The sequence below is a fragment of the Phyllobacterium sp. TAF24 genome (genome assembly GCF_052113785.1).
In the GTDB taxonomy this organism is placed as follows: domain Bacteria; phylum Pseudomonadota; class Alphaproteobacteria; order Rhizobiales; family Rhizobiaceae; genus Phyllobacterium.
Window position 1 is genome coordinate 46,166 of sequence record NZ_JBFRDN010000021.1, and the last position, 20,779, is coordinate 66,944.

Here is a 20,779-nt window from a genome sequence, read left to right on the forward strand (position 1 = left end):
TGGTTCGTGGTTCGTGGTTCGTGGTTCGACAAGCTCACCATGAGGGAGAGGGGTGGTGCAACGCTAATCGCAAAGATTGCAGATCAAAAAGGTTGCAGATGAAAAAGGTCACATCGCAACGTGTGTAGAACTTGGCACCCTTTCATCACCCCTCTCCCTCATGGTGAGCCTGTCGAACCACGAACCACGCACCAACCCACTTAAACTTTTCTCTTTTTCTGGCGATAAACGTCTACCACGACGGCTGCAACGATAATCACACCTTTGATGATTTCCTGATAATAGGCATCGACGCGCAGGAAGGTGAAACCGGAAATCATCACGCCGAGAATGATGGCACCGATCACTGTTCCGGTGATGCGCCCCACACCGCCGGTCAGCGATGTTCCGCCGATAACCGCAGCGGCAATCGCATCGAGCTCATAGGTCACACCCATGCCCGATTGTGCGGTCTGGGCGCGGGCCGCAGTGACGATACCGGCAAGACCAGCCAGAACACCAGCAATCGCATAAACCTTGATCAGGTGCCGCTCGACATTGATGCCGGAGACGCGCGCTGCCTGCACATTGGCACCGATGGCATAGGTGAATTTGCCATAACGAGTGTAGCGCAGGGCAATATGGAAAATGAAAGCGACGACCAGAAATACTACCACTGGCCAGATACCCGTGCCGATGAAATTGAACTGGTCTGTCAATCCCGAAACCGGCGAACCCTTGGTGTACCATTTGGCCACACCGCGCGCCGAAACCATCATGCCAAGTGTCGCAATGAACGGGGGAATTTTGGTCTGTGCGATGAGCGCACCATTGACGATGCCCGCAAGAAGACCAATGCCAAGGCCGACAATCAGGGGAATGATGAACGGCAGGTCCGTGAGGCTGGGATAGACAGGCCTTGCCCAGGTCGACGCCTGCGCAAAACTCGCCGCAATCATGGCGGTCATGCCCACAACCGAGCCAGACGAAAGATCAATACCGCCTGTAATAATGACCTGCGTCACACCGACAGCAATAATACCGATAACCGAAACCTGCAGAATGATGATCGTCAGGCGTTGCTGGTTCATCAGAAAGCTCTGGCCAACGAAAATCCAGCCGAGCACCTCATAGATCAGCGCGATGCCGATGAGCACCAGCAGGATGCTGACCTCCGGTGGCAGCCGGCGGCCCTGTTGCGTGGGTGTCTTTGCGGTTGCTTGTTCGCTTGTCATTGTTGTTCCTCCCCGTCAGGCAGCGGCTTCACTTGGAAGCCAGCTCCATAACTTTTACCTGGGTTGCTTCATCCCGATCCAGAAAGCCGGTGACGCGGCCCTCATGCATCACCATGATCCGGTCACTCATGCCGAGCACCTCGGGCATTTCAGACGAGATCATGATGACGGCGACGCCCTGCTTGGCGAGTTCGGAGACAAGGCGGTGGATTTCCGCCTTGGCGCCGACATCGATGCCACGCGTCGGTTCATCGAGAATGAGAATTTTCGGATTTGTCAGCAGCCAGCGGCCGATCAACACCTTTTGCTGATTGCCACCCGAAAGATTTTCCACCCGCTCCTGCAGATTCGGCGTCTTGACCCTGAGCTTGTCACTCATGACCTTGCAGGCTGCGGAAATTTCCTTCTCCGCGACAAAGCCGAATTTGACAAAGCGGTCCTGCAACACCGCAATCTGCATATTTTCAAGAACATCGAGAATAAGCAGGCAGCCGGTTTCCTTGCGGTCTTCCGTAATAAACGCCATGCCGTGCTGGATCGCCTGATTGGGTGAAGCAATGGCGACCGGTTTTCCATTAATGGTCATCGAACCTGTCGTCGCGGGTGTCACACCGAAAATGGTTTCCRCCACATTCGAGCGCCCCGAACCAACAAGACCGGCAATGCCAAGAATCTCGCCTGCCCGCACATCAAAGGAAACGCCGGAGAACACACCCTTCAGCGCAAGGTCTTTCACCGAAAGAACAACGTCGCCAATGGGCACGATCTCCTTCGGAAACATCTGGGTAATCTCGCGCCCGACCATCATTTTGATAATGTCATCGCGCGTCACATCCGTAGACGCGTGCGTGCCGATATAACGGCCATCGCGAAACACCGAAAATTCGTCGGCGATCTCGAACAGCTCGTTCATCTTGTGGGTGATATAGACAATGCCGATCCCCTGACTGCGCAGGTTACGAATAATCTCGAACAGATGCGCAACCTCGCGCTCGGTCAGCGCCGAGGTCGGTTCATCCATGATCAGCACATCGGATTCGTAGGAGACCGCCTTGGCAATCTCGACCATCTGCCGGTTGGCCACGCTGAGGTCACGCACCTGCGATTCCGGATCAAGCGCGATGTTCAGCCGCTTGAAGAGATCGGCCGTCATTTCGAACATCTTGCCGTGATCGACAAAGCCGAACATGTTTTTCGGCTCGCGCCGAATCCAGATATTTTCGGCCACCGTCATGAACGGCATCAGGTTCAATTCCTGATGGATCATGGCAATGCCGTTCTCTAGCGCATCCAGTGGAGATTTCAAACGGATCGGCAGGCCCTTCAGAAAGACTTCGCCCTGATCCGGAACATATATTCCGGCAAGGATTTTCATCAGTGTGGATTTACCGGCGCCATTTTCACCCATCAGCGCATGCACGGTGCCGCGCTTCAGCCGGAACGACACATCATCCAGCGCCAGAACGCCGGGAAATTCCTTGCGGATGTTTTCAACATTGAGCAGATATTCGGCCTTCGGCACCGCACCACTGGCGCGCACCGCAGCCATAGTCGTTGGGCTGACTGCCATAATCGTCTCCTCCCCGAGACATTGAACAGAGACCGGAACGCACTCAAAGCGCGTTCCGGGGCAAAGGCGCTGTGCCTTAGTTCTTGGACTGGTATTTTGACAGATTGTCAGGCGTGACCAGTTCGAACGGGATGTAGACCTTGGCCTCGACCTTTTCGCCCTTGGCAAGCTTCAGCGCCGCATCGACCGAGCCCTTGCCCTGACCGGCGGCATTCTGGAACACAGTCACGTCGAGATCACCGGCAGCCATGGCTGCAAGCGCATCCTGCGTTGCGTCCACACCGGCGACAACAACCGTATCCATCTTGCGGCCAGCAGCTTTCAGAGCCTGAATCGCGCCGATTGCCATTTCGTCATTGTTGGAGATAACCGCGTCGAATTCCAGGCCGGCTGAGAGCCAGTTGGTCATGAGGTCGGCACCCTGTGTGCGCGACCAGTTGGCAGTCTGCTCTTCAACAATCGTCAGGCCTTTGCATTCATCGGTAGCGATAACGTCGTGAATGTCCTTTGTGCGCTGGCGCGCGGCCTGATTGGACAATTCACCCATCATAACGACGATCTTGCCCTTGCCCTTCAGAAGCTTGCAGACTTCCTTGGTCTCAAGCGTGCCGGACTCCACTTCGTTCGAAGCAACAAAAGCCTGCTTGGCAGGAAGTTCGTTCACATTGACAGGTTCGCGATTGACATAAACAAGCGGAATACCGGCAGCTGTTGCCAGCTTCGACATGGCGGCAGTCGCATCCGTGTCCACCGCATTGATGATGATGGCATCGACCTTGGAAGCAATAAAGTTCTGTATCTGGCTCTGTTGCTTGGCAACGTCGTTCTGCGCGTCCTCCACTTGCAGCGTCACGCCATCCAGCGTCTTGGCATAGTCCTGCATACCATTGCGCAGAACCGTCAGAAAGTTGTCGTCAAACTGCGCCATCGACACGCCAATATTGGCGGCAAGTGCCGATGTGCTCATCAAGGCTGAAACAGCCATAGTCAAAATCAGCTTCTTCATTTCTTCTCCTCCACATGGTGCCCGGCCACACCGTCCTGATCCGGAAGCTCCGCGAACGTCGGCATCGTAGCCATGCAACCCCTGCTGCCAGCGATACCTCTGCCCCTAGAGTGCGCGAAACGCCGCGCAAACTTTTTCTGGACTTGTCATACGGAATATAAAAACCGTTGCATCCAGTTTCTGAAATATTTATTCCATTTTCCGAAGAAGGCGTCAAGCGCGATTCCAACAGCCCAGATCACAAAAACGGGTTGCTCGGGCAAGTTTCTCACCAACCCGGCTGGACAACGGCACTTCGTTCGACGGGAAATTATTTTGCACTGCTGTGCAGTTTCTGGATGACGCCCGAGACGCGCAGCAGGAGCGCGGGAGATCACCAGAAACCAGAAAAGAATCGCGGAACGATCCGGATATTCGTCCGGATCGTTCCTAGGAACCGGGCGATCAAGCCAGGTGGTGCCGGATCAGGGCAATGCTCTCGGACAAGGCAGCGGCAGGTTTCTCAAGCGCCTGCACTTCCTCGGCAAATGGTTCGAATGAGAACAGACCTGTGTACCCCGCATCCAGAAGCGCCCGGATTTGTGCGACATTGCCAAGACGATCCTGTGCATCGACAAGCACCCGGTGCGAATCGCGCATATCGCTGACCGATACGGCAGCATCCGTCACCCCGGATATGTGGACGAGACCGGTCCATTCGGGGAAAAGTGCCGGTTCTCCAGCGAGATGGTGGTGAAATGTATCATGAACAACGCGGAAAGTGCCCTGCCCGTTCACATCCTTGATGGCTTCCACAGCCTCCCGCTTTGAGCGCAGCGAGCAGATTTCAAAGCCGAGCGGCTCGACAAAACCTTTCAAACCGCGCTCGTCCAGAATAGGCAACAAAGCTTTCAATGCGACCCGCAGATTGGCCTGCCGTTCACCGTCCTTCTGGCCTGTTCCATCATTGACAGGCACCAGAACCAGAGCAGCAGCCCCAGCTTCGCGGGCGTAATCGGCAAGTGTAATGGCTTCCTGTTCGCGCTCAGGCGTCCATTCGTTGAAGCGCTGCAAGGCATTGATCGTTGCAATCTTTACACCGACTTCTGCGGCTTGCGCACGAATCTCCGCTGCCGGTGTTCCATCAGTAATGGCATTGCCTGACAGATCGTTGCGGATTTCGACATCCTGCAAATCGAGAGAGCGCGCCAGTTGGAAAAACGCCTGCGGCCGCAAATTGGGCGTGACCATATGATTGATTGCAAAAACCGGTGCGGAACGTGTCGCGCTCATCCGAAAATCTCCTGGGAATGAAATGTCAGCGCATTGTAAGCGCCGCGCGAAACATCTGTTCCATTGCCCGGCCAGTCAATTGCCCGCAAACCAAAAACTATCATTTCTGATAGATTCAGTGAATTAGATGTTCTCAGGCAGGTAAATATCGAACGGCAGGAAGGTTTGCCCGGGCGCGTTGGGCGCGCCCGATTCAATGGCGTGACCCATCAACTCCACCAATTCGCGGCAGAGACGCGGCAGGGGTGTCGCAATTGCCATCGTCGCTACATTATCCGCCAATGCAGCGCGGGATTCCGGCGTAATTTCATTGCAGATCATGACAGGCGGCTCAGGCAAATCACTCTGGCGCAGCGCTGCAATCGCCCCTTCCATGCCACCACCGGCAACATAACAACCCACCAAATCCGGGTGATTCTCCAAAAGGTTGAGCATTGCTTCATGGGTGATCTGGCGCGTCTCCAGATTGATCAGTGTATCAAGCACGGTAAAATCTGGCGCTTCCTCCCGGAAGAACGAGCGGAAACCAATTTCCCGAAGCTCGTGCCCTTGAAAGCGATGACTGCCGACGAAGATGGCGACCTTTCCGGGGCCGCGCGCTGCCTTGGCGATCATCCAAGCCGCCGTGCGCCCAACCTTGCGATTGTTCAGACCGACATATCCTTCCCGCACCCCGGCCGCAAAATCAGAAAGCAGCGAGAACACGGCTATCCCCTTGGCTTTCAACGCGTCAATCGCCATGGTGATCGCCGGATGATCCGGGGCGACAAGCGCAATTGACTGCGTGCGTCCGGCCAGTGATTTCAGCTTGGCGATAATATCCTCAGGCGCCAGCGAGGGACAGAAATCGACCACCGGTACCCCGCGAAAATGCGGCGCCGCATTCACCGCCACATCAATTTCCCTTGCAAATTCTTGATAGAAATATTGGCCTGATTTTTGCAGGAGAAAACCCAGCCTATATTCCGGCAATTCCTGCCGCATTCGCTGACGGATTAGCCCAGCCGCATGATAACCAATGCTGTTTGCCGCCTCGTAAACGCGCCGGGCCGTTTCCTCACGTACCGGCAGGCGATTGTTGAGCACGCGATCCACTGTCGCAACACTGACACCGGAAACCCGGGCTAGATCAGCAATTGTCGGTCTGTTTGCCATATGCGCCTCAAATGATAGATTCTATCATTGATTGATAGCATCAAATGATGGCTGATGATAGAATGTTATCATCTGCCATTGAGCCAGAGCTGCCGCATCGGTACCCTTCCCCTGGAAATACGGAGGTCTTTAAACCTTCAAGCCAGAGGATTGGGAGGTCCTGTAATGGACGCAATATTACCCGCAGCACGCGACTACAGCCTGATCGGGCGCGATTCACAACGTGCCGTTGAAACTGGCCTTGCCGCGGCGGAATGGTATCACACGGACGTTTCCCGCAAAGAAATGAAAGAGCTGATGAAACGCGATGACGGCCCAGCCATTCGCGACACGGCGATCTGGCTCAGCAGCATGGTTGTTCTGGCGGTACTTGGTGTTGTCCTGTGGGGCAGTATCTGGTGTGTCCCGTTCTTCCTCGCTTACGGTGTGCTTTATGGCTCGGCTTCCGATTCCCGCTGGCATGAATGCGGCCACGGCACAGCCTTCAAAACCCGCTGGATGAATGATGCGGTCTATCAGATCGCCTGTTTCATGATCATGCGCAATCCCGTGACATGGCGCTGGAGCCATGCCCGTCATCATACCGATACGGTTATCGTCGGCCGCGATCCGGAAATTGCGGTCATGCGCCCGCCCGATCTTTTGCGTCTCGTTCTGAACTTCTTTGGCATTCTCGATGCATGGCATGCGGTTGTCGATATGCTGCGCAATGCTGCCGGTTTCGTCAGCGCCGAGGAAAAGACATTCATCCCCGAACAGGAGCAACCCAAGGCTGTCCGCATTGCTCGGATATGGCTGGCCATCTATATCGCGACCATTGCTTTGGCTCTTTATATGGGCTCGATCCTGCCCCTCGTGCTGATTGGCTTGCCCCGCCTTTATGGTGCATGGCATCACGTCCTGACCGGCCTGCTGCAGCATGGCGGCCTTGCCGATAATGTCGTGGATCACCGGCTCAACAGCCGCACAGTCCTCATGAATCCGGTCAGCCGGTTCATCTACTGGAACATGAATTATCACGTGGAGCACCACATGTTTCCCATGGTGCCCTACCATGCATTGCCACGCCTGCACGCCATGATCAGGCACGACCTTCCTGCGCCCAATCCCGGCATTCTGGACGGCTACCGGGAAATGCTGCCGGCCTTCCTGCGCCAGTTGCGCAACGAAGACTATTATCTGCGCCGTGAACTGCCGCTGACCGCCAAGCCCTATCGCGACGAGTTTCATGGGGAAGCAGCGCGCGCCGCAGCGCAATAAGGTAAGTAAATACTTACACATAAGACCGATAGGCGGAGCTTTCGCAAGCTCTTACCAAAGGGAGGAAAACCATGAGTGACTGGATAGAGGCCTGTACGGCTGACGATATTGACGAGGAGGATGTCATGCGATTTGATCACGAAGGCCGCACCTTTGCCATCTATCGCAGCCCAGATGACGAGTTCTTCGCCACCGATGGACTTTGCACGCATGAGCATATTCATCTGGCCGACGGGCTTGTCATGGATGACATCATCGAGTGCCCCAAACACAATGGGCGTTTCAATTACAAGACCGGACAGGCCAAAGGCGCGCCGGTCTGCATTAATCTGAAAACCTACCCGGTAAAGGTGGAAGCGGGCAAAGTCCTCATCCAGTTGAGTCAATGACATCGTGGACATCGGGGACATCGGGCATGGTCATCATCGGCGCTGGCGAATGCGGTGTCCGTGCCGCCTTTGCCTTGCGTGAAAATGGCTATGGAGGTTCGATCACTTTGATTGGCGCTGAAAAGCATCTTCCCTATGAGCGCCCGCCTTTGTCCAAGGATGCAATGATCTCTGAGGAACATCCCACGCCGCGGACCATCGCCAGAGAAGTCCAATTCCTGGAGCGGAACATCGGCTTTTTGGCTGATACAGCAGTGACAGGAATCGACCGGAAGACGAAGAAAGTCGTCTTCGCAAACGGAAATAGTCTTGCCTATGACAAATTGCTGCTCGCAACCGGAGCTATTCCCCGAATCCTGCCGCTAGCGGTGGAAAGCAAACATTGCGCCTATCTGCGCAGCTATGATGATGCGCTTGCTATTCGCGCGCGCTTTCAACCGGGGGCAGATATTGCCATCATCGGTGGCGGATTTATCGGGCTGGAACTTGCCGCCAATGCGCGCAAACGCGGTGCTTCGGTGACCGTGCTTGAAACACAGGCGCGGGTGCTGATGCGCGGCGTGCCGGAGGAAATCGCTAAAATCATCGCGGCTCGCCATGCCAAGGAGGGCGTGCATCTTCGCTGCGGGATCAAACTATCAGGAATTTCAGACAATGATGCGCGCGCCACGATCACCCTTGCCGACGGTGAGAGTCTGGAGGCGGATCTTGTCGTCATCGGCATTGGCGCTACTCCGGTCACAGCACTTGCCGAAGCGGCAGGCCTTGCAATCGGCAATGGCATTATCGTCAATGAACACTTGCAGACTGATGACCCGGCAATCTTTGCCGCTGGTGATTGCTGTGCTTTCCCGCTCTCCATCTATGGCGGCCGGCGCGTGCGGCTCGAAGCATGGCGCAACGCACAGGAACAGGGAACTCTGGCCGCGCGCAATATGCTGGGTCTTGCTGAGCCGCATCTGTCGGTTCCGTGGTTCTGGTCTGATCAATATGATCTGGGGCTACAGGTGGCAGGGCTTGCGGACGAAGGCAGCACCATAATCCGCCGCGATCTCGGCGATGACGCTTTCATTCTCTTCCATCTCGCATCGGACGGACGCCTTGTCGCCGCCAGCGGTATTGGTCCCGGCAATGCTGTTGCCCGGGATATCCGCCTCGCGGAAATGCTGATTGCACGGCGCGCCTATCCTGATCCGGCACATCTTGCCGCGTCGGATATCAAACTCAAATCCCTACTCGCAGCTTGAAAGATAACCGATATGGCCAATAAACGCCCCACGGTAGCAGACATTCTGTCCATGAAAGGTCGCCGCCAGCTGACCATGCTGCGGGTTGAAACATTGGAGGAAGCCGAAGCCGCCGAACGCGCACGCATTGACATCCTTTCAGTGCCGCCAGCGCTTTTGACTCCTGTTTTTCGCGATGCGGCACCAAGCTGCTTCACCATTCCCGGTCTGGAGTACGGAGATTTCGTCACGGCTGAAGATTATATGCGTGCAGCCTTTACCGCCTTGCGCGCTGGCGGTGACGCTGTCTATTGCGCTGCCAGCCTTTCCACTATCCGGCGAATGCGCGATGAAGGCATTCCCGTTTGTGGCCATGTCGGCCTGATCCCCTCGAAAGCAACATGGACAGGCGGGTTCAAGGCAGTTGGCAAGACAGCCCAGAGCGCCCTCGATATCTGGCGCCAGACCAAGGCGCTGGAGGAGGCAGGTGCATTTGCCGCCGAGATTGAGGTCGTGCCTGTTGATGTCGCGACAGCCATCAGCGAGCGCACATCCATGTTCATGATTTCCATGGGTGCAGGCGCAGGCTGTGATGCGCAATATCTTTTCGCCGAGGATATTCTCGGATCAAACCGCGGCCACTATCCCCGCCATGCCAAGGTCTATCGCAATTTTTCCGCAGAATATGACCGCCTCCAGCAGGAAAGGGTCGCAGCCTTTTCCGAGTTTGTCGCAGACGTGCACGCAAAAACCTATCCGGCAGCCGAACATGTAGTTGGAATTCCGCATGACGAACTGGACCGTTTTCTGAAAGAGCTTCCTGGAGTTTGAACCAATGGATCATCAGTCCCCCACCCTGCCCGCAACCCGTCAGTCCTCTGATTACACGCACAGCTTTGTCCTCACCCTATCGTGCGAAGACAAGCCGGGGATTGTGGCATCGGTGACGACGGAGCTTGCGGCACTCGATGCCAATATTGCCGAGAGCAACCAGTTCTGGGATCGCCAGACCAATCGCTTCTTCATGCGCATTGCCTTTGCCGCATCGGAGGCCACCTCCAAGGATGATGTCGAGCGGGCATTGAAACCTGCCGTCGAGCGTTTCGGCATGAAGACAACCCTCATCGATCAGGCGAAGAAGCCGAAGATCGTCATCATGGTGTCGAAGTTCGACCATGCACTGCTGCATCTGATCTACCAGATCAAGGTTGGCTGGCTCGATGCAGACGTTGCCGCCATTGTCTCCAACCACGAAGACAGCCGCCGCTTTGCCGAGCATGAGGGTATCCCCTACCACGTGCTGCCTGTCTCCAAGGATAACAAGAAGGAGCAGGAAGACGCGCTGCTCAAGATCGTCAAGGACACCGGTGCTGATCTGGTCATCCTTGCCCGCTACATGCAGGTGCTCTCAGACAACATCTCCAAGCGGCTGTTTGGCAAGGTGATCAACATCCACCACTCGTTCCTGCCAAGCTTCAAGGGGGCAAAGCCCTATCATCAGGCCTTCGAGCGCGGCGTGAAGCTGATCGGTGCGACAGCGCATTATGTCACGCCCGATCTGGATGAAGGCCCGATCATTGAACAGGAGACCGAGCGGGTCAGCCACGCCATGAGCGCCGAGGACTTTGTTGCCACTGGCCGCGATATTGAGAGCCGGGTACTGGCACGGGCGGTCAAGAAACACCTTGAATCCCGTGTCATGCTCAATGGGCATAAGACGGTGGTGTTTTAGCCAATAAGTTTTCAACTCATATCATTGCATAGATTGTGGTGCGTGGTTCGACAAGCTCACCATGAGGGGCTTGGGTGGATGCAATGCTAATCGCCAACGTCGCAGAACTTGGCTCCCTTACATCACCCCTCTGCGTCATCCTCGGGCTTGACCCGAGGACCCACAATTTAAAAGCGTCAAGTTTCAGATTCGTTGGATTTCCTTTGCCGTGGGTCCTCGGGTCAAGCCCGAGGATGACGGGGATGGTGGCGATGAGGGAGTTAAATTCTGCACCCTCTCTGCGATTAACATTGCATCCACCCAAGCCCCTCATGGTGAGCCTGTCGAACCACGAACCACGCACCATGTTCACGCAAAGTGATCACCAGCAAATACAACGCAGAAATCTCATACCGAACTCTGCAGCAACTCCCTGATAATACCGCCCACATGCTGAACAGCATGGTCCCGATCACGTCTCACATGCCATGCCAGATGCAGCGTAAAGCCCTCGACCGGAATAGGCGGTTCGAACAGCGCGAAACCGCTCGCATCTGCCGGAACACATAGGCTTGGCGTCATTGCAATCATGTCGGAATTTTCAACCAGCGGCGGGACCATCAGAAAGCTCGGGACGACGATGCCCACCCGGCGCTCGCGGCCAATTCTGGCCAGTTCCTCATCCAGTGGGCTGTGCCGATGCCCCTGCCCCGAAACGATTACATGCGGGAATTCCAGCCAGCGGTCGAGGGTAAAATCCTTTGCCGCCGGGTGGTCTTTGCGCATCATCACCACATAGTGCTCGTGCAGCAAATCCACACGCCGGAACGAAACATCCGTTTTCGGGAAGACCGCGACGGCAAGGTCAACCGCTCCTTTCGCAAGCTTGTCCAGCGAATCCTCAGTGCCATGCCAGGGCTGGATCACCAGATCAATACCGGGCGCTGATTGTGCAAGCCTCTCGCGTAAAGGCCCGATGATCGCCACAGCCGGAAGATCGGCAGTGAGTATGCGCACGGTCTGGTGAATGGTGACAAGATCAATGTCGGGTGGATCAAGAACGAGAGTAATCTGCGCCAAGAGGTTCTTGATGGGCACGCGCAGCGATTCTGCCTTTGGCGTCAGCCGCATCATCCCCTTGCCACGTTCCAGTAATGCATCTTCGAACAGATGGCGGCAACGGTCGAGCGCGCTTGAGGTGGCAGGCTGCGAGAGACCAAGCCGGTCGGCAGCACGCGACACATGCGCTTCATCGAGAAGCGCATCGAGCACCACGAGCAGGTTGAGATCTACAGAACGCAAATTCATATGCTGAATACTAGCACATATATTTTATCGGGATGAAGAATACCCAAGCAGAAATAATCAGGCCTCGATCTCTACATTACCAAGCGGCTTCGTGCAGCAGGCAAGCACAAATCCTTCGTCGATTTCCTCGTCGAGAATACCGCCATTGTGATCCATCTCGGACTTGCCCGAGAGCTTCATCACCTTGCAGGTGCCGCACAGGCCGGATTCGCAAGCGGCAGCAATCCGGATACCCGCACCACGCGCTGCTTTCAGAATAGTATCACCCGGCATACAGGGCACCTCCATACCAGACATGGAGAAGGTGATTGTCGCAGCCGCTTCCAATGCTTCCGTGGAAAGCACATCGAGCATGGGCAATACAGGCTCGGCGGCGGGGCCAAAGCTTTCCTGATGATAATGCGCCATATCGAACCCATTGGCTTCAAGCATGGTGCGCACATCGCGCATGAAACCTTCCGGGCCACAGCAGAAAATTGTACGGTCCTTGAAATCAGGCGAAAGCAGCGGCAGTTTGGGCGCTTCGAGCCTACCGCGAATGCCAGTCCAAAGCTGCCCCATCTCGTGCTCCTTGATCAGGAAGGACAGTTTCAGATTGGGCATGCAACTGGTGAGATATTCCAGTTCCCGGCGGAAAATAATATCGCTGGGGCGGCGGGCGCATGTAACGAAGCTGATATCGCTTTGCGGCGCACAATCATGCATCCAGCGGGTCATCGACATCATCGGCGTAATGCCCGATCCCGCCGAGATAAACAGATATTTTTCTCCCGGATGCTTGCGCATGGAGAAATCGCCCAGCGGCCCGAACGCCTTCAGCCGGACACCTGGCGTCAGATGATCCAGCATCCATCGTGTACCGATGCTGCCTTCCTGAGCCTTGACCGTCACGGCAATGGTAAATGGCCGAGACGGGCTGGATGACAGCGTATAGGTGCGCAATACGGCTTCGGGCTGCGTCGGCAGTTCGAAGGTCATGAACTGGCCCGGCTCGTAGCGGAACCAGTTCTGATTGTCGGAACGGAATGTGAAAGTCTTCACATTCGGCGCTTCCTCAATGATCGACAGGCACTCCAATAAATGCAGCCGATCATTCCACGGCTGCATCTGGTCGAGGTGCGGGTAAGACTGAGGAACGCCCATGTTCATTGTGTACCTTATGCTACCTTGCTGAGCCGCGTGTCACCGCCGGTGAGACGCTCTTCCATGAACCTGCAATACCATTCGAGGAACTGCAGCACGCCGCCTTCATGCTCGGTCGAATAGGGACCGGGTTCATAAGCAGGCGAGCGGATGCCGAAAGCGTTTTCCTCAACGATGCGGCGGTCCTGATCGTTGGTTTCCGTCCACACATGCGTCAGCTCTTCGAGATTGTAGTCCACGCCCTCGACGGCATCCTTATGTACCAGCCACTTGGTCGTGACCTGCGTTTCATCCGGGCCAAGCGGCAGCACGCGGAAAGAAATGGCATGGTCGCCAAGAATATGATTCCAGGTGGTCGGATAGTGGAACAGCAGCAATGAGCCAATCTGCTTCTCGTTGACGATATCGCTGAGCTGCTTGCCGACAGCGCGGCGACCACTCATCGTATAGCTTTCCGCATCACGCAGCAGCGGAACACGGGTGGCGCGATACTGACCGTCATCGGACATGCGGAAAGTGCTTGGGAGGCCTGCCGCTTCACAACGCTGCCAATGGGCAGCAATCTCCGGATCATCTCCGGCACCCTGTACACCGCTCACGGTCGGCGCTTCCGGGAAGGTCTTGCACAACTCAGGATGGTTGGCCACGCAATGATAGCACTCGCGATTGTTTTCCCAGACCAGCTTCCAATTGCCCTTCTCGACAATGGTGCTCTGATAGGCAACCTTGGTTTCAGTCAACTTATGCGGTGCAAGATAAGGCTCGATCAGTGCACGAGTGGTGCTGAAATCAGCCGGGTTCTGCGCCAGACAAATGAAGATGTAACCACCGACACTTTCGCAATGAACCGGTTTCAAGCTGTGCTGGCTGGGGTCGAAATCATCGCCCATCTGGCGCGCGAACAGCAGGCGGCCGTCAAGCTCATAGGTCCACTGGTGATAGGGGCAGACAAGCTTCGCCGATGTGCCGCGCTCGGCCGCACAGACGCGCGAACCGCGATGGCGGCAGGAATTGTGAAAGGCGCGGATCAGGCCCTGGCGGTCACGCACAATAACGACTGGATAGTCGCCGACCTGCACGGTGAAGAAATTGCCGGGCTTGGCGACTTCACAATCATGGCCAATGAACAGCCAATCGCGATAAAAAATGTTCTCCATATCCAGACGATAATAGTCCGGATCGGAATAGAAGGCCTGTTCGAGGCCGTAGCCGGGTTTCCGGTTTTTCAGGTTCCGGAGCAGTTCGTTGCGCATATCCATGTCGTGTCCTCGCCTCAGTGTTGCGAAAGAACTGACTGGTGGTGACGGAGGAAGAACGCCTACACGGTCAGCACAAGCCGATACCCGCATAAAATCATGCTCCTTGATCGCCCACCGCGATCAGTCGGTTTTCAGTCCCGAGGCTGGTTTCCGGGCTCTGGAGTTGCCATCTCGGCTGTCACGACGCCTTCCCGGGTTGTGGCCCAGTGGCTGTTATGCCGTGTTTCACTCCACTACCGTTGCGGGGGCAGCGCCGGGTTTCCGACCGGCTTCCCAATTCTCCGCTTCCCTAGAAAAAAGCGGCACCTCAAGTGCCCCGATAAAAGCATTCGGCATAAAAAAAGAATAGGTGCGGAAACGACATCCCATTTACGTAAGACGACACCCGCAGGCGATGCACACTATGTCGCAGACAGGCGCTCAAATCAGCTGTTCTCTCAGTCGAGAGTAACCAGTTCTTCAAAGTGGTTCATATCAACGAAACTGCAAAAAGCCGGGGGATTGAGCGCAATAACAGGCGCATCGCGTTGAATGGTAGCAAGGCAATCATCGAGAAGCGCCTGCCATGCACCAAGCCGTTCATCGGGAAAACGCTCGATCACATAGGCCAGTGTAATATGGAAAACATAGGTGTCGTGATCAGGATGCCGATATCCGAAGGGAACAGCCAATGCGTCGCGCCAAGCCCGCAGGATTCGCTCATCATATTCGCTCGCACCGGCAACTGTCAGGCCTGCAGGCGTGACATCGATCACTTTGACATTAAACGGTCCACACCCTTCAAAATCCTGCAGACGATCCACATAAAGCCGCGTCATATCGTCAATACTGGTCTCAAGTGCAACATCATCAGGCCAAAAGGATGCCCGGCGGCGATATTCGATAATGCCCTGAAACAATGTCATGTGCAGGCTGGAAATAGGTGTGAACGCCAATTGCCCGGCGTCGGGCATAGCCAGCATACGCTCGCGCACGGCAATAACAGCCGCTTCCGATTCGGAACCTTTCACCAGATGGGATACCACCGTATTGCCCGGCTCAAACTGAAACTCGCCCTTGGTATTATAGCGCCTGCCGAGATGAACGGGCGGCTCCGGGTGAAGGCTGGCAGCAAAGCGGGCAAGTGAAGGCTTGATCAGGTCGAGCATGGGAACCCCGTGACGCGTAAATGAGAGTATCGCATGCCCGTAAGTTTACCGGCATGCGAATGATCCTCTCGCCATAGGACAGCTCTTTGTCAGGCAGATGAAACCCGCCCTATGGCCGGTAAAGATATTCCTCGATTGAGGCCTGTTTCATTTCAATCGAGAAACCCGGCAGCGACGGCGGCATATAGGCCGCGTCCTGAATATTGCACGGATCAATAAAATGCTCGTGCAGATGGTCGACATATTCGATCACCCGGCCCTCTTTCGTGCCTGACACAGCAATATAGTCGATCATCGACAAATGCTGCACATATTCGCACAGACCAACACCGCCCGCATGCGGCCAGACAGGCAGCTCGTACTTCGCAGCGATCAGCAGCACGGCCAGTACCTCATTCAGTCCGCCCATACGGCACGAATCGATCTGCACCACATCGATGGCGCCCTCGGCGATGAACTGCTTGAACATGATGCGGTTCTGGCACATCTCGCCGGTGGCAACCTTCACCGGCTTGATCGCCTGCCGGATCTTGCGATGACCAGCCACATCATCAGGGCTGGTCGGCTCTTCGATGAAGAATGGTTTGACGAAGGCGAGCTTCTTCACCCAATCAATGGCCTCGTTGACTTCCCACACCTGATTGGCGTCGATCATCAAGATACGATCCGGCCCGATCACCTCGCGTGCAATGGTCAGGCGGCGGATATCGTCCTCAAGGTCGCGGCCAACCTTCATCTTGATATGGTTGAACCCTGAATCAACAGCTTCCTGACAGAGACGGCGCAGCTTTTCGTCGGAATAGCCAAGCCATCCCGCCGACGTCGTATAGCAGGGATAGCCCTCCGCTTTAAGCGTCGCCATCCGCTCCCGCTTGCCGCTCTCGGCCTTGCGCAGAATGTCCAGTGCCTCCTCGCGCGTCAGCACATCAGTCAGGTAGCGGAAATCAACGATGTTGACGATCTCCTCAGGCGTCATCTCGCCGACCAACTGCCAGATTGGCTTGCCCGCTTCTTTCGCCAAAAGATCCCACACCGCATTGACCACGGCACCGGTTGCCAAATGCATCGCGCCCTTATCCGGCCCGATCCAGCGCAGTTGGCTGTCACCGGTGATGAAATGCCAGAAACGGCCCGGATTTTCCTTCACCCAGTCCAGTTCAAGACCGACAACAAGATGCTTCATCGCTTCAATCGCGAGGCAGCAGATTTCGTTGCCGCGACCGATAGTGAAAGTCAGGCCATGGCCGGAGAGTGCCTTGTTGTCCGTATCGAGGATGACATAGGCGGCGGAATAATCCGGGTCCGGGTTCATGGCATCCGATCCATCCAGACTCTGCGAGGTAGGAAAGCGGACGTCGAAGACGCGAAGATCGGTAATACGGGTCACAATATGCCTCTTGAATAATGTTGCAGGATAGGCGCTGAACTAAACGTCGGCGCGAGCCACCTGTTTCTGGGTGCCAAGACCTTCAATGCCAAGCTCGATCACATCACCGGCTTTGAGGTAGCGCGGTGGCTTCATACCCATGCCGACGCCGGGTGGTGTTCCCGTCGAGATGATGTCACCAGGATGCAGCGACATGAACTGGCTGAGATAGGAGACGAGGAAAGCGGCACCATAGACCATGGTCTTGGTGGAACCGTTCTGCATCGTCTCGCCATTGACCTTCAGCCACATGCCGAGGTTCTGCGGATCGGCGATTTCATCCTTGGTCACCAGCCACGGGCCGGTCGGACCGAACGTGTCGCAGGATTTGCCCTTGGTCCACTGGCCCGCACGCTCAATCTGGAAGGCGCGCTCGCTGACATCATGCACGGTGCAGTAACCCGCGACATAATCCAAGGCTTCAGCTTCGCTGACATATTTTGCCGTGCGGCCAATGACGATGCCAAGCTCAACTTCCCAGTCGGTTTTCTGCGAACCGCGCGGAATAACGAGATCATCATTCGGGCCGACAATGGCCGATGTCGCTTTCATGAAAATGACGGGTTCCGGCGGCACAGCCATACCGGATTCCGCCGCGTGATCAGCATAGTTAAGGCCGATGCAGATGAACTTTCCGGTTCCGGCAATGCAGGGGCCAAGGCGCGGATCGCCACTGACGAGAGGCAGGCTTTCCACATCCCCAGCGGAAAGTTTTGCCAGCGCGGCGGGATCAAGCGCAGCGCCGGAAAGATCGTTCACCTTACCCGAGAGATCGCGGATTTGCCCCTTGGCATCGAGAACACCGGGCTTTTCCTGCCCTGCTTCGCCATAGCGTAGAAATTTCATCATTTATTCCTTTGATTCACTTAAACGGTCCAGCCGCCATCAATGTTGTATGCCTGTCCTGTCGTGTAGGTTGCACCGGCGAGATAGACGGCGAGATCGGCAATTTCTTCTGGAAGGCCGAGACGGCCCATGGGTTGGCGGGAGATGAAAGCAGCGCGCGCTGTTTCATAATCGCCACCGGCGCGCATGCGCTGTTCCAGCGATGGGCTTTCCACCGTGCCGGGGCAGATCGCATTGCAGCGAATGCCCTGTGTGATGTATTCGGCAGCCACGGATTTCGTCAGGCCCAGAACCGCAGCCTTGGTGACACCATAGGCAAAACGGTTCGGCACGCCCTTCACGCTGCTGGCGACGGAGGACATATTGATAATCGCGCCATCTTTGCGCTCGATCATACCGGGCAGAACGGCCCGGATCGTACGCACCATCGCCCGTACATTGAGATCAAGAGCAAACTCCAGATCCGCATCGGGCATTTCCAGTATGGAACCACTGTGAACAAAACCCGCGCAGTTGAAGAGCACGTCAACCGGGCCAATCTCGCCGACAACCCTCGTCACTTCATCCGTGTTCAAAACATCGAGCTTGCGTGGTTTGAGGCCAGCTTCCTTTGGCAGTGCATCAAGCAATTGCTGATTGATATCGGTGGCGTGAACAATCGCGCCTTCCTGCAGAAAAGCCAATGCCGATGCACGGCCAATGCCCTGCCCTGCCGCTGTGATCAAAACCCGCTTGCCTTCAAGCTTACCTGTCATTTCAAACCTCCATTTGGCACATTGATGTGCCCGTCATATCACTTTTGTTTTGCGCTCGGCGATGAGGATGTGGTCGGCAGCCAGCACAACTTCACCGCGTTGATTGAGAACCTCGCAGCGCTCGACCACGCGGCCACTCTCCGGCCGTTTCGGGTCATCTTCCTTGGCGCTGATCGTCACGCGTGTGCGGATCGTATCGCCAATGAAGACCGGGCGCACAAACCGTAAACGGTCATAGCCATAGGAAAAAGCCACGGGATTGATGAGGCTCGCCGTCAAGCCAACGCCAATCGAAAAAATCATCGTGCCATGGGCCACGCGCTGGCCAAATGGCGTGGTCTTGGCAAATTCGGCATCCATATGGTGCGGAAAGAAATCGCCCGTATGGCCCGCATGCACAACGAAATCCGTTTCAGTGATTGTCCGTCCTGTTGTGGTGCGGATATGGCCGAGTTCATAATCCTCAAAATAGACCGTTTGCTCCGACATTCAGACCTCCGGTTTTTGGGCGAGCGGCGTTGCGGGCGCTGCGCTGGATTGATAGGCCGCTTCAACCAGCGCCATAGTGTGCCAGGCATCTTCAACCGAACTCACAAGCGCCGTGTCCTCGCCGCTGGCAAAACGTTGCAGATTGGCCATGCGCCCGACAAAGGCGTCGGGGAACCATGCGCCCTGCAACGGCACATTGATCCACTCAGAGCCACCCTTGGGGTAAATCATCAACTCATCAGGCTCACCGCGCGGGTAGTCGAGATTAACCCCGAGCTTCACATAGGCGGCACCCTCGGTGCCGCTGACGCGGAACTCACAGGCCTGAAATTTGCGCCCGAATTTATGGTCGTGATTGATCGAGAGCGAACAGCGCACCCGATTGCCGTAATCAAGAATCGCGCTCGTTCTGGTCTGCGCGACCTTGTGCGCCGGATGACCAAGCGTCTTTGCATGTACGCCCAGCGGATTGCCAAGAATCTGACGGATCAGATCGATATAATGGATTGAGTGCATGGCAATCTCGACACGCGGCAGATCAGCCAGAAATGGCCATAGCGACCACGGCGTATCCAGCGCAAGCCATGCATCGAAATCGATGACGTCGCCAAGCCAGCCCTTAGCAATCGCGTCCTTCAACGCCAGCATCATCGGTGCAAACCGCAGCTGAAAGTTGACGGCAGCGGTAATGTTACGCTCACGACAAATGCGCAGGATTTCCGAGGCTTCTTCAAGGTCACTACCCATCGGCTTCTGGATCAGCGCAAAGGAACCTTCCGGCAGTGCTTTCAGCACATCCGTATGGCGCGCTGGAGGCGTTGCCAGATCGAAGATGGCATTGTCGACCGCCGCCGCCTCGCCCATGGATTCGTAGGCTTTCACATTCCATTCCGACGCGATTTTACCAGCCTTGGTGTGATCCGGATCAAACAGACCAGCAATGGGAAAACCGCCCTTCCGATAGGCAGGATAATGCGCATCACCAACAATACTGCCCGCCCCGAATGTCACGATCGGGCGAGGCTTTGCAGGTAGTTGCCAGCTTTGTTGCAAAGTAATTGGATTGAAATGTTCAGTATGAGGCACTGGCACCCCCCTCTGCCCTGTCGGGCATCTCCCCCACAAGGGGGGAGATCAGCTGCGAGTACTGTCTTTGCACAATCTGCAATATTTCCCGTTGTAGGAAAGCGTTCATGTCAATGTGATCTCCCCCCTTGTGGGGGAGATGTCCGACAGGACAGAGGGGGGTGCGAACGCTCATCATCATCCTCAATCCAAATGGAAAACTTCATCCATCATCGCCCACCATTCGCCCGGCGCGCGCGTTGCAAGCGGCACCTGACAGGGCATACAGACAGCCCACCATTCCCGGTTTTTCGGATCGGCAGCCATCTTCGCCATATCTTCGGCAAAATCCGCGCCGTGATATTCCCATGTGCCGAACAGGATGCTCTCCGGCTCACGCAAAAAGATCGTGTAGTTGCGGATATTGCAGTTGGAGATCAGCGCAAGAATCTCGGGCCAAACAGCCGCGTGCAGACGCTTATATTCGGCAACCTTTTCACCGTTCAGACCGATCATCATTCCCATGCGCTGCATAGT

Annotated in this window: 20 protein-coding genes and 1 riboswitch; of the genes, 5 read left to right on the top strand and 15 right to left on the bottom strand. The window is 55.9% G+C overall.

Annotated elements, in window-relative coordinates:
- Positions 1–200 precede the first annotated feature (200 nt).
- From AB4Y96_RS17785 to AB4Y96_RS17805, 5 genes are all read right to left on the bottom strand, one after another.
- Complete coding sequence (locus tag AB4Y96_RS17785; RefSeq protein ID WP_441918812.1) at positions 201–1,214, bottom strand: ABC transporter permease; 1,014 nt, start codon at positions 1,212–1,214, stop codon at positions 201–203.
- 28 nt (positions 1,215–1,242) lie between these two features.
- Positions 1,243–2,784 carry a sugar ABC transporter ATP-binding protein gene (locus AB4Y96_RS17790; RefSeq protein ID WP_441918814.1) on the bottom strand — a complete coding sequence of 514 codons (1,542 nt, stop codon included), beginning with the start codon at positions 2,782–2,784 and terminating at the stop codon, positions 1,243–1,245.
- Between the two features lie 76 nt (positions 2,785–2,860).
- The gene (locus AB4Y96_RS17795; protein WP_441918815.1) at positions 2,861–3,790 is read right to left on the bottom strand and encodes a sugar ABC transporter substrate-binding protein; all 930 of its coding nucleotides are present in this window, start codon (positions 3,788–3,790) and stop codon (positions 2,861–2,863) included.
- A gap of 444 nt (positions 3,791–4,234) precedes the next feature.
- Entirely contained in the window at positions 4,235–5,062 is an 828-nt protein-coding gene (locus AB4Y96_RS17800; RefSeq protein WP_441918817.1) for a TIM barrel protein, read from the bottom strand.
- Between the two features lie 123 nt (positions 5,063–5,185).
- Complete coding sequence (locus tag AB4Y96_RS17805) at positions 5,186–6,217, bottom strand: LacI family DNA-binding transcriptional regulator (RefSeq protein ID WP_441918819.1); 1,032 nt, start codon at positions 6,215–6,217, stop codon at positions 5,186–5,188.
- A gap of 165 nt (positions 6,218–6,382) precedes the next feature.
- Between AB4Y96_RS17805 and AB4Y96_RS17810 the strand changes: the two genes are divergently transcribed.
- From AB4Y96_RS17810 to purU, 5 genes are all read left to right on the top strand, one after another.
- Complete coding sequence (locus AB4Y96_RS17810) at positions 6,383–7,477, top strand: fatty acid desaturase family protein (RefSeq protein ID WP_441918821.1); 1,095 nt, start codon at positions 6,383–6,385, stop codon at positions 7,475–7,477.
- A 71-nt stretch (positions 7,478–7,548) separates the two neighbouring features.
- On the top strand, positions 7,549–7,866 hold the full coding sequence (locus tag AB4Y96_RS17815) for a MocE family 2Fe-2S type ferredoxin (protein WP_441918822.1): 318 nt from the start codon (positions 7,549–7,551) through the stop codon (positions 7,864–7,866).
- Positions 7,863–9,113, top strand: coding sequence for an NAD(P)/FAD-dependent oxidoreductase (locus AB4Y96_RS17820; RefSeq protein WP_441918824.1), 1,251 nt, complete (start codon positions 7,863–7,865; stop codon positions 9,111–9,113). Before AB4Y96_RS17815 ends, AB4Y96_RS17820 begins: the two co-directional genes overlap by 4 nt.
- Before the next feature lie 12 nt (positions 9,114–9,125).
- The gene (locus AB4Y96_RS17825; protein WP_441918826.1) at positions 9,126–9,923 is read left to right on the top strand and encodes a 3-methyl-2-oxobutanoate hydroxymethyltransferase; all 798 of its coding nucleotides are present in this window, start codon (positions 9,126–9,128) and stop codon (positions 9,921–9,923) included.
- Between the two features lie 4 nt (positions 9,924–9,927).
- The gene (gene purU / locus AB4Y96_RS17830) at positions 9,928–10,824 is read left to right on the top strand and encodes a formyltetrahydrofolate deformylase (protein WP_441918828.1); all 897 of its coding nucleotides are present in this window, start codon (positions 9,928–9,930) and stop codon (positions 10,822–10,824) included.
- 387 nt (positions 10,825–11,211) lie between these two features.
- Here the strand turns inward: purU and AB4Y96_RS17835 are convergent, their stop codons facing one another.
- The 10 genes from AB4Y96_RS17835 to AB4Y96_RS17880 all read right to left on the bottom strand — a co-directional run bounded on the left by AB4Y96_RS17835 (position 11,212) and on the right by AB4Y96_RS17880 (position 20,776).
- A complete protein-coding gene (locus tag AB4Y96_RS17835; RefSeq protein WP_441918829.1) occupies positions 11,212–12,111 on the bottom strand; it encodes a LysR family transcriptional regulator in 900 nt (299 codons plus the stop codon).
- Between the two features lie 57 nt (positions 12,112–12,168).
- Positions 12,169–13,260, bottom strand: coding sequence for a 2Fe-2S iron-sulfur cluster-binding protein (locus AB4Y96_RS17840; RefSeq protein WP_441918831.1), 1,092 nt, complete (start codon positions 13,258–13,260; stop codon positions 12,169–12,171).
- Positions 13,261–13,268: 8 nt separating this feature from the next.
- The gene (locus tag AB4Y96_RS17845; RefSeq protein WP_091878129.1) at positions 13,269–14,513 is read right to left on the bottom strand and encodes an aromatic ring-hydroxylating oxygenase subunit alpha; all 1,245 of its coding nucleotides are present in this window, start codon (positions 14,511–14,513) and stop codon (positions 13,269–13,271) included.
- A gap of 124 nt (positions 14,514–14,637) precedes the next feature.
- Positions 14,638–14,838: riboswitch (cobalamin riboswitch) on the bottom strand.
- Between the two features lie 112 nt (positions 14,839–14,950).
- Positions 14,951–15,661 (bottom strand): DUF1868 domain-containing protein, encoded by a 711-nt coding sequence (locus tag AB4Y96_RS17850; protein ID WP_441918833.1) that lies wholly within the window; start codon positions 15,659–15,661, stop codon positions 14,951–14,953.
- Between the two features lie 109 nt (positions 15,662–15,770).
- Positions 15,771–17,048, bottom strand: a complete 1,278-nt coding sequence (locus AB4Y96_RS17855) for an L-fuconate dehydratase (protein WP_441918835.1) — start codon at positions 17,046–17,048, stop codon at positions 15,771–15,773.
- A gap of 39 nt (positions 17,049–17,087) precedes the next feature.
- A complete protein-coding gene (locus AB4Y96_RS17860; protein ID WP_441918836.1) occupies positions 17,088–17,933 on the bottom strand; it encodes a fumarylacetoacetate hydrolase family protein in 846 nt (281 codons plus the stop codon).
- A gap of 20 nt (positions 17,934–17,953) precedes the next feature.
- Positions 17,954–18,688 carry an SDR family oxidoreductase gene (locus tag AB4Y96_RS17865; RefSeq protein ID WP_091878133.1) on the bottom strand — a complete coding sequence of 245 codons (735 nt, stop codon included), beginning with the start codon at positions 18,686–18,688 and terminating at the stop codon, positions 17,954–17,956.
- Between the two features lie 33 nt (positions 18,689–18,721).
- Positions 18,722–19,177, bottom strand: coding sequence for a MaoC family dehydratase (locus AB4Y96_RS17870; protein WP_441918837.1), 456 nt, complete (start codon positions 19,175–19,177; stop codon positions 18,722–18,724).
- Entirely contained in the window at positions 19,178–20,263 is a 1,086-nt protein-coding gene (locus tag AB4Y96_RS17875; protein ID WP_441918839.1) for a Gfo/Idh/MocA family protein, read from the bottom strand.
- A 183-nt stretch (positions 20,264–20,446) separates the two neighbouring features.
- Positions 20,447–20,776, bottom strand: coding sequence for an L-rhamnose mutarotase (locus AB4Y96_RS17880; RefSeq protein WP_441918841.1), 330 nt, complete (start codon positions 20,774–20,776; stop codon positions 20,447–20,449).
- Positions 20,777–20,779 lie beyond the last annotated feature (3 nt).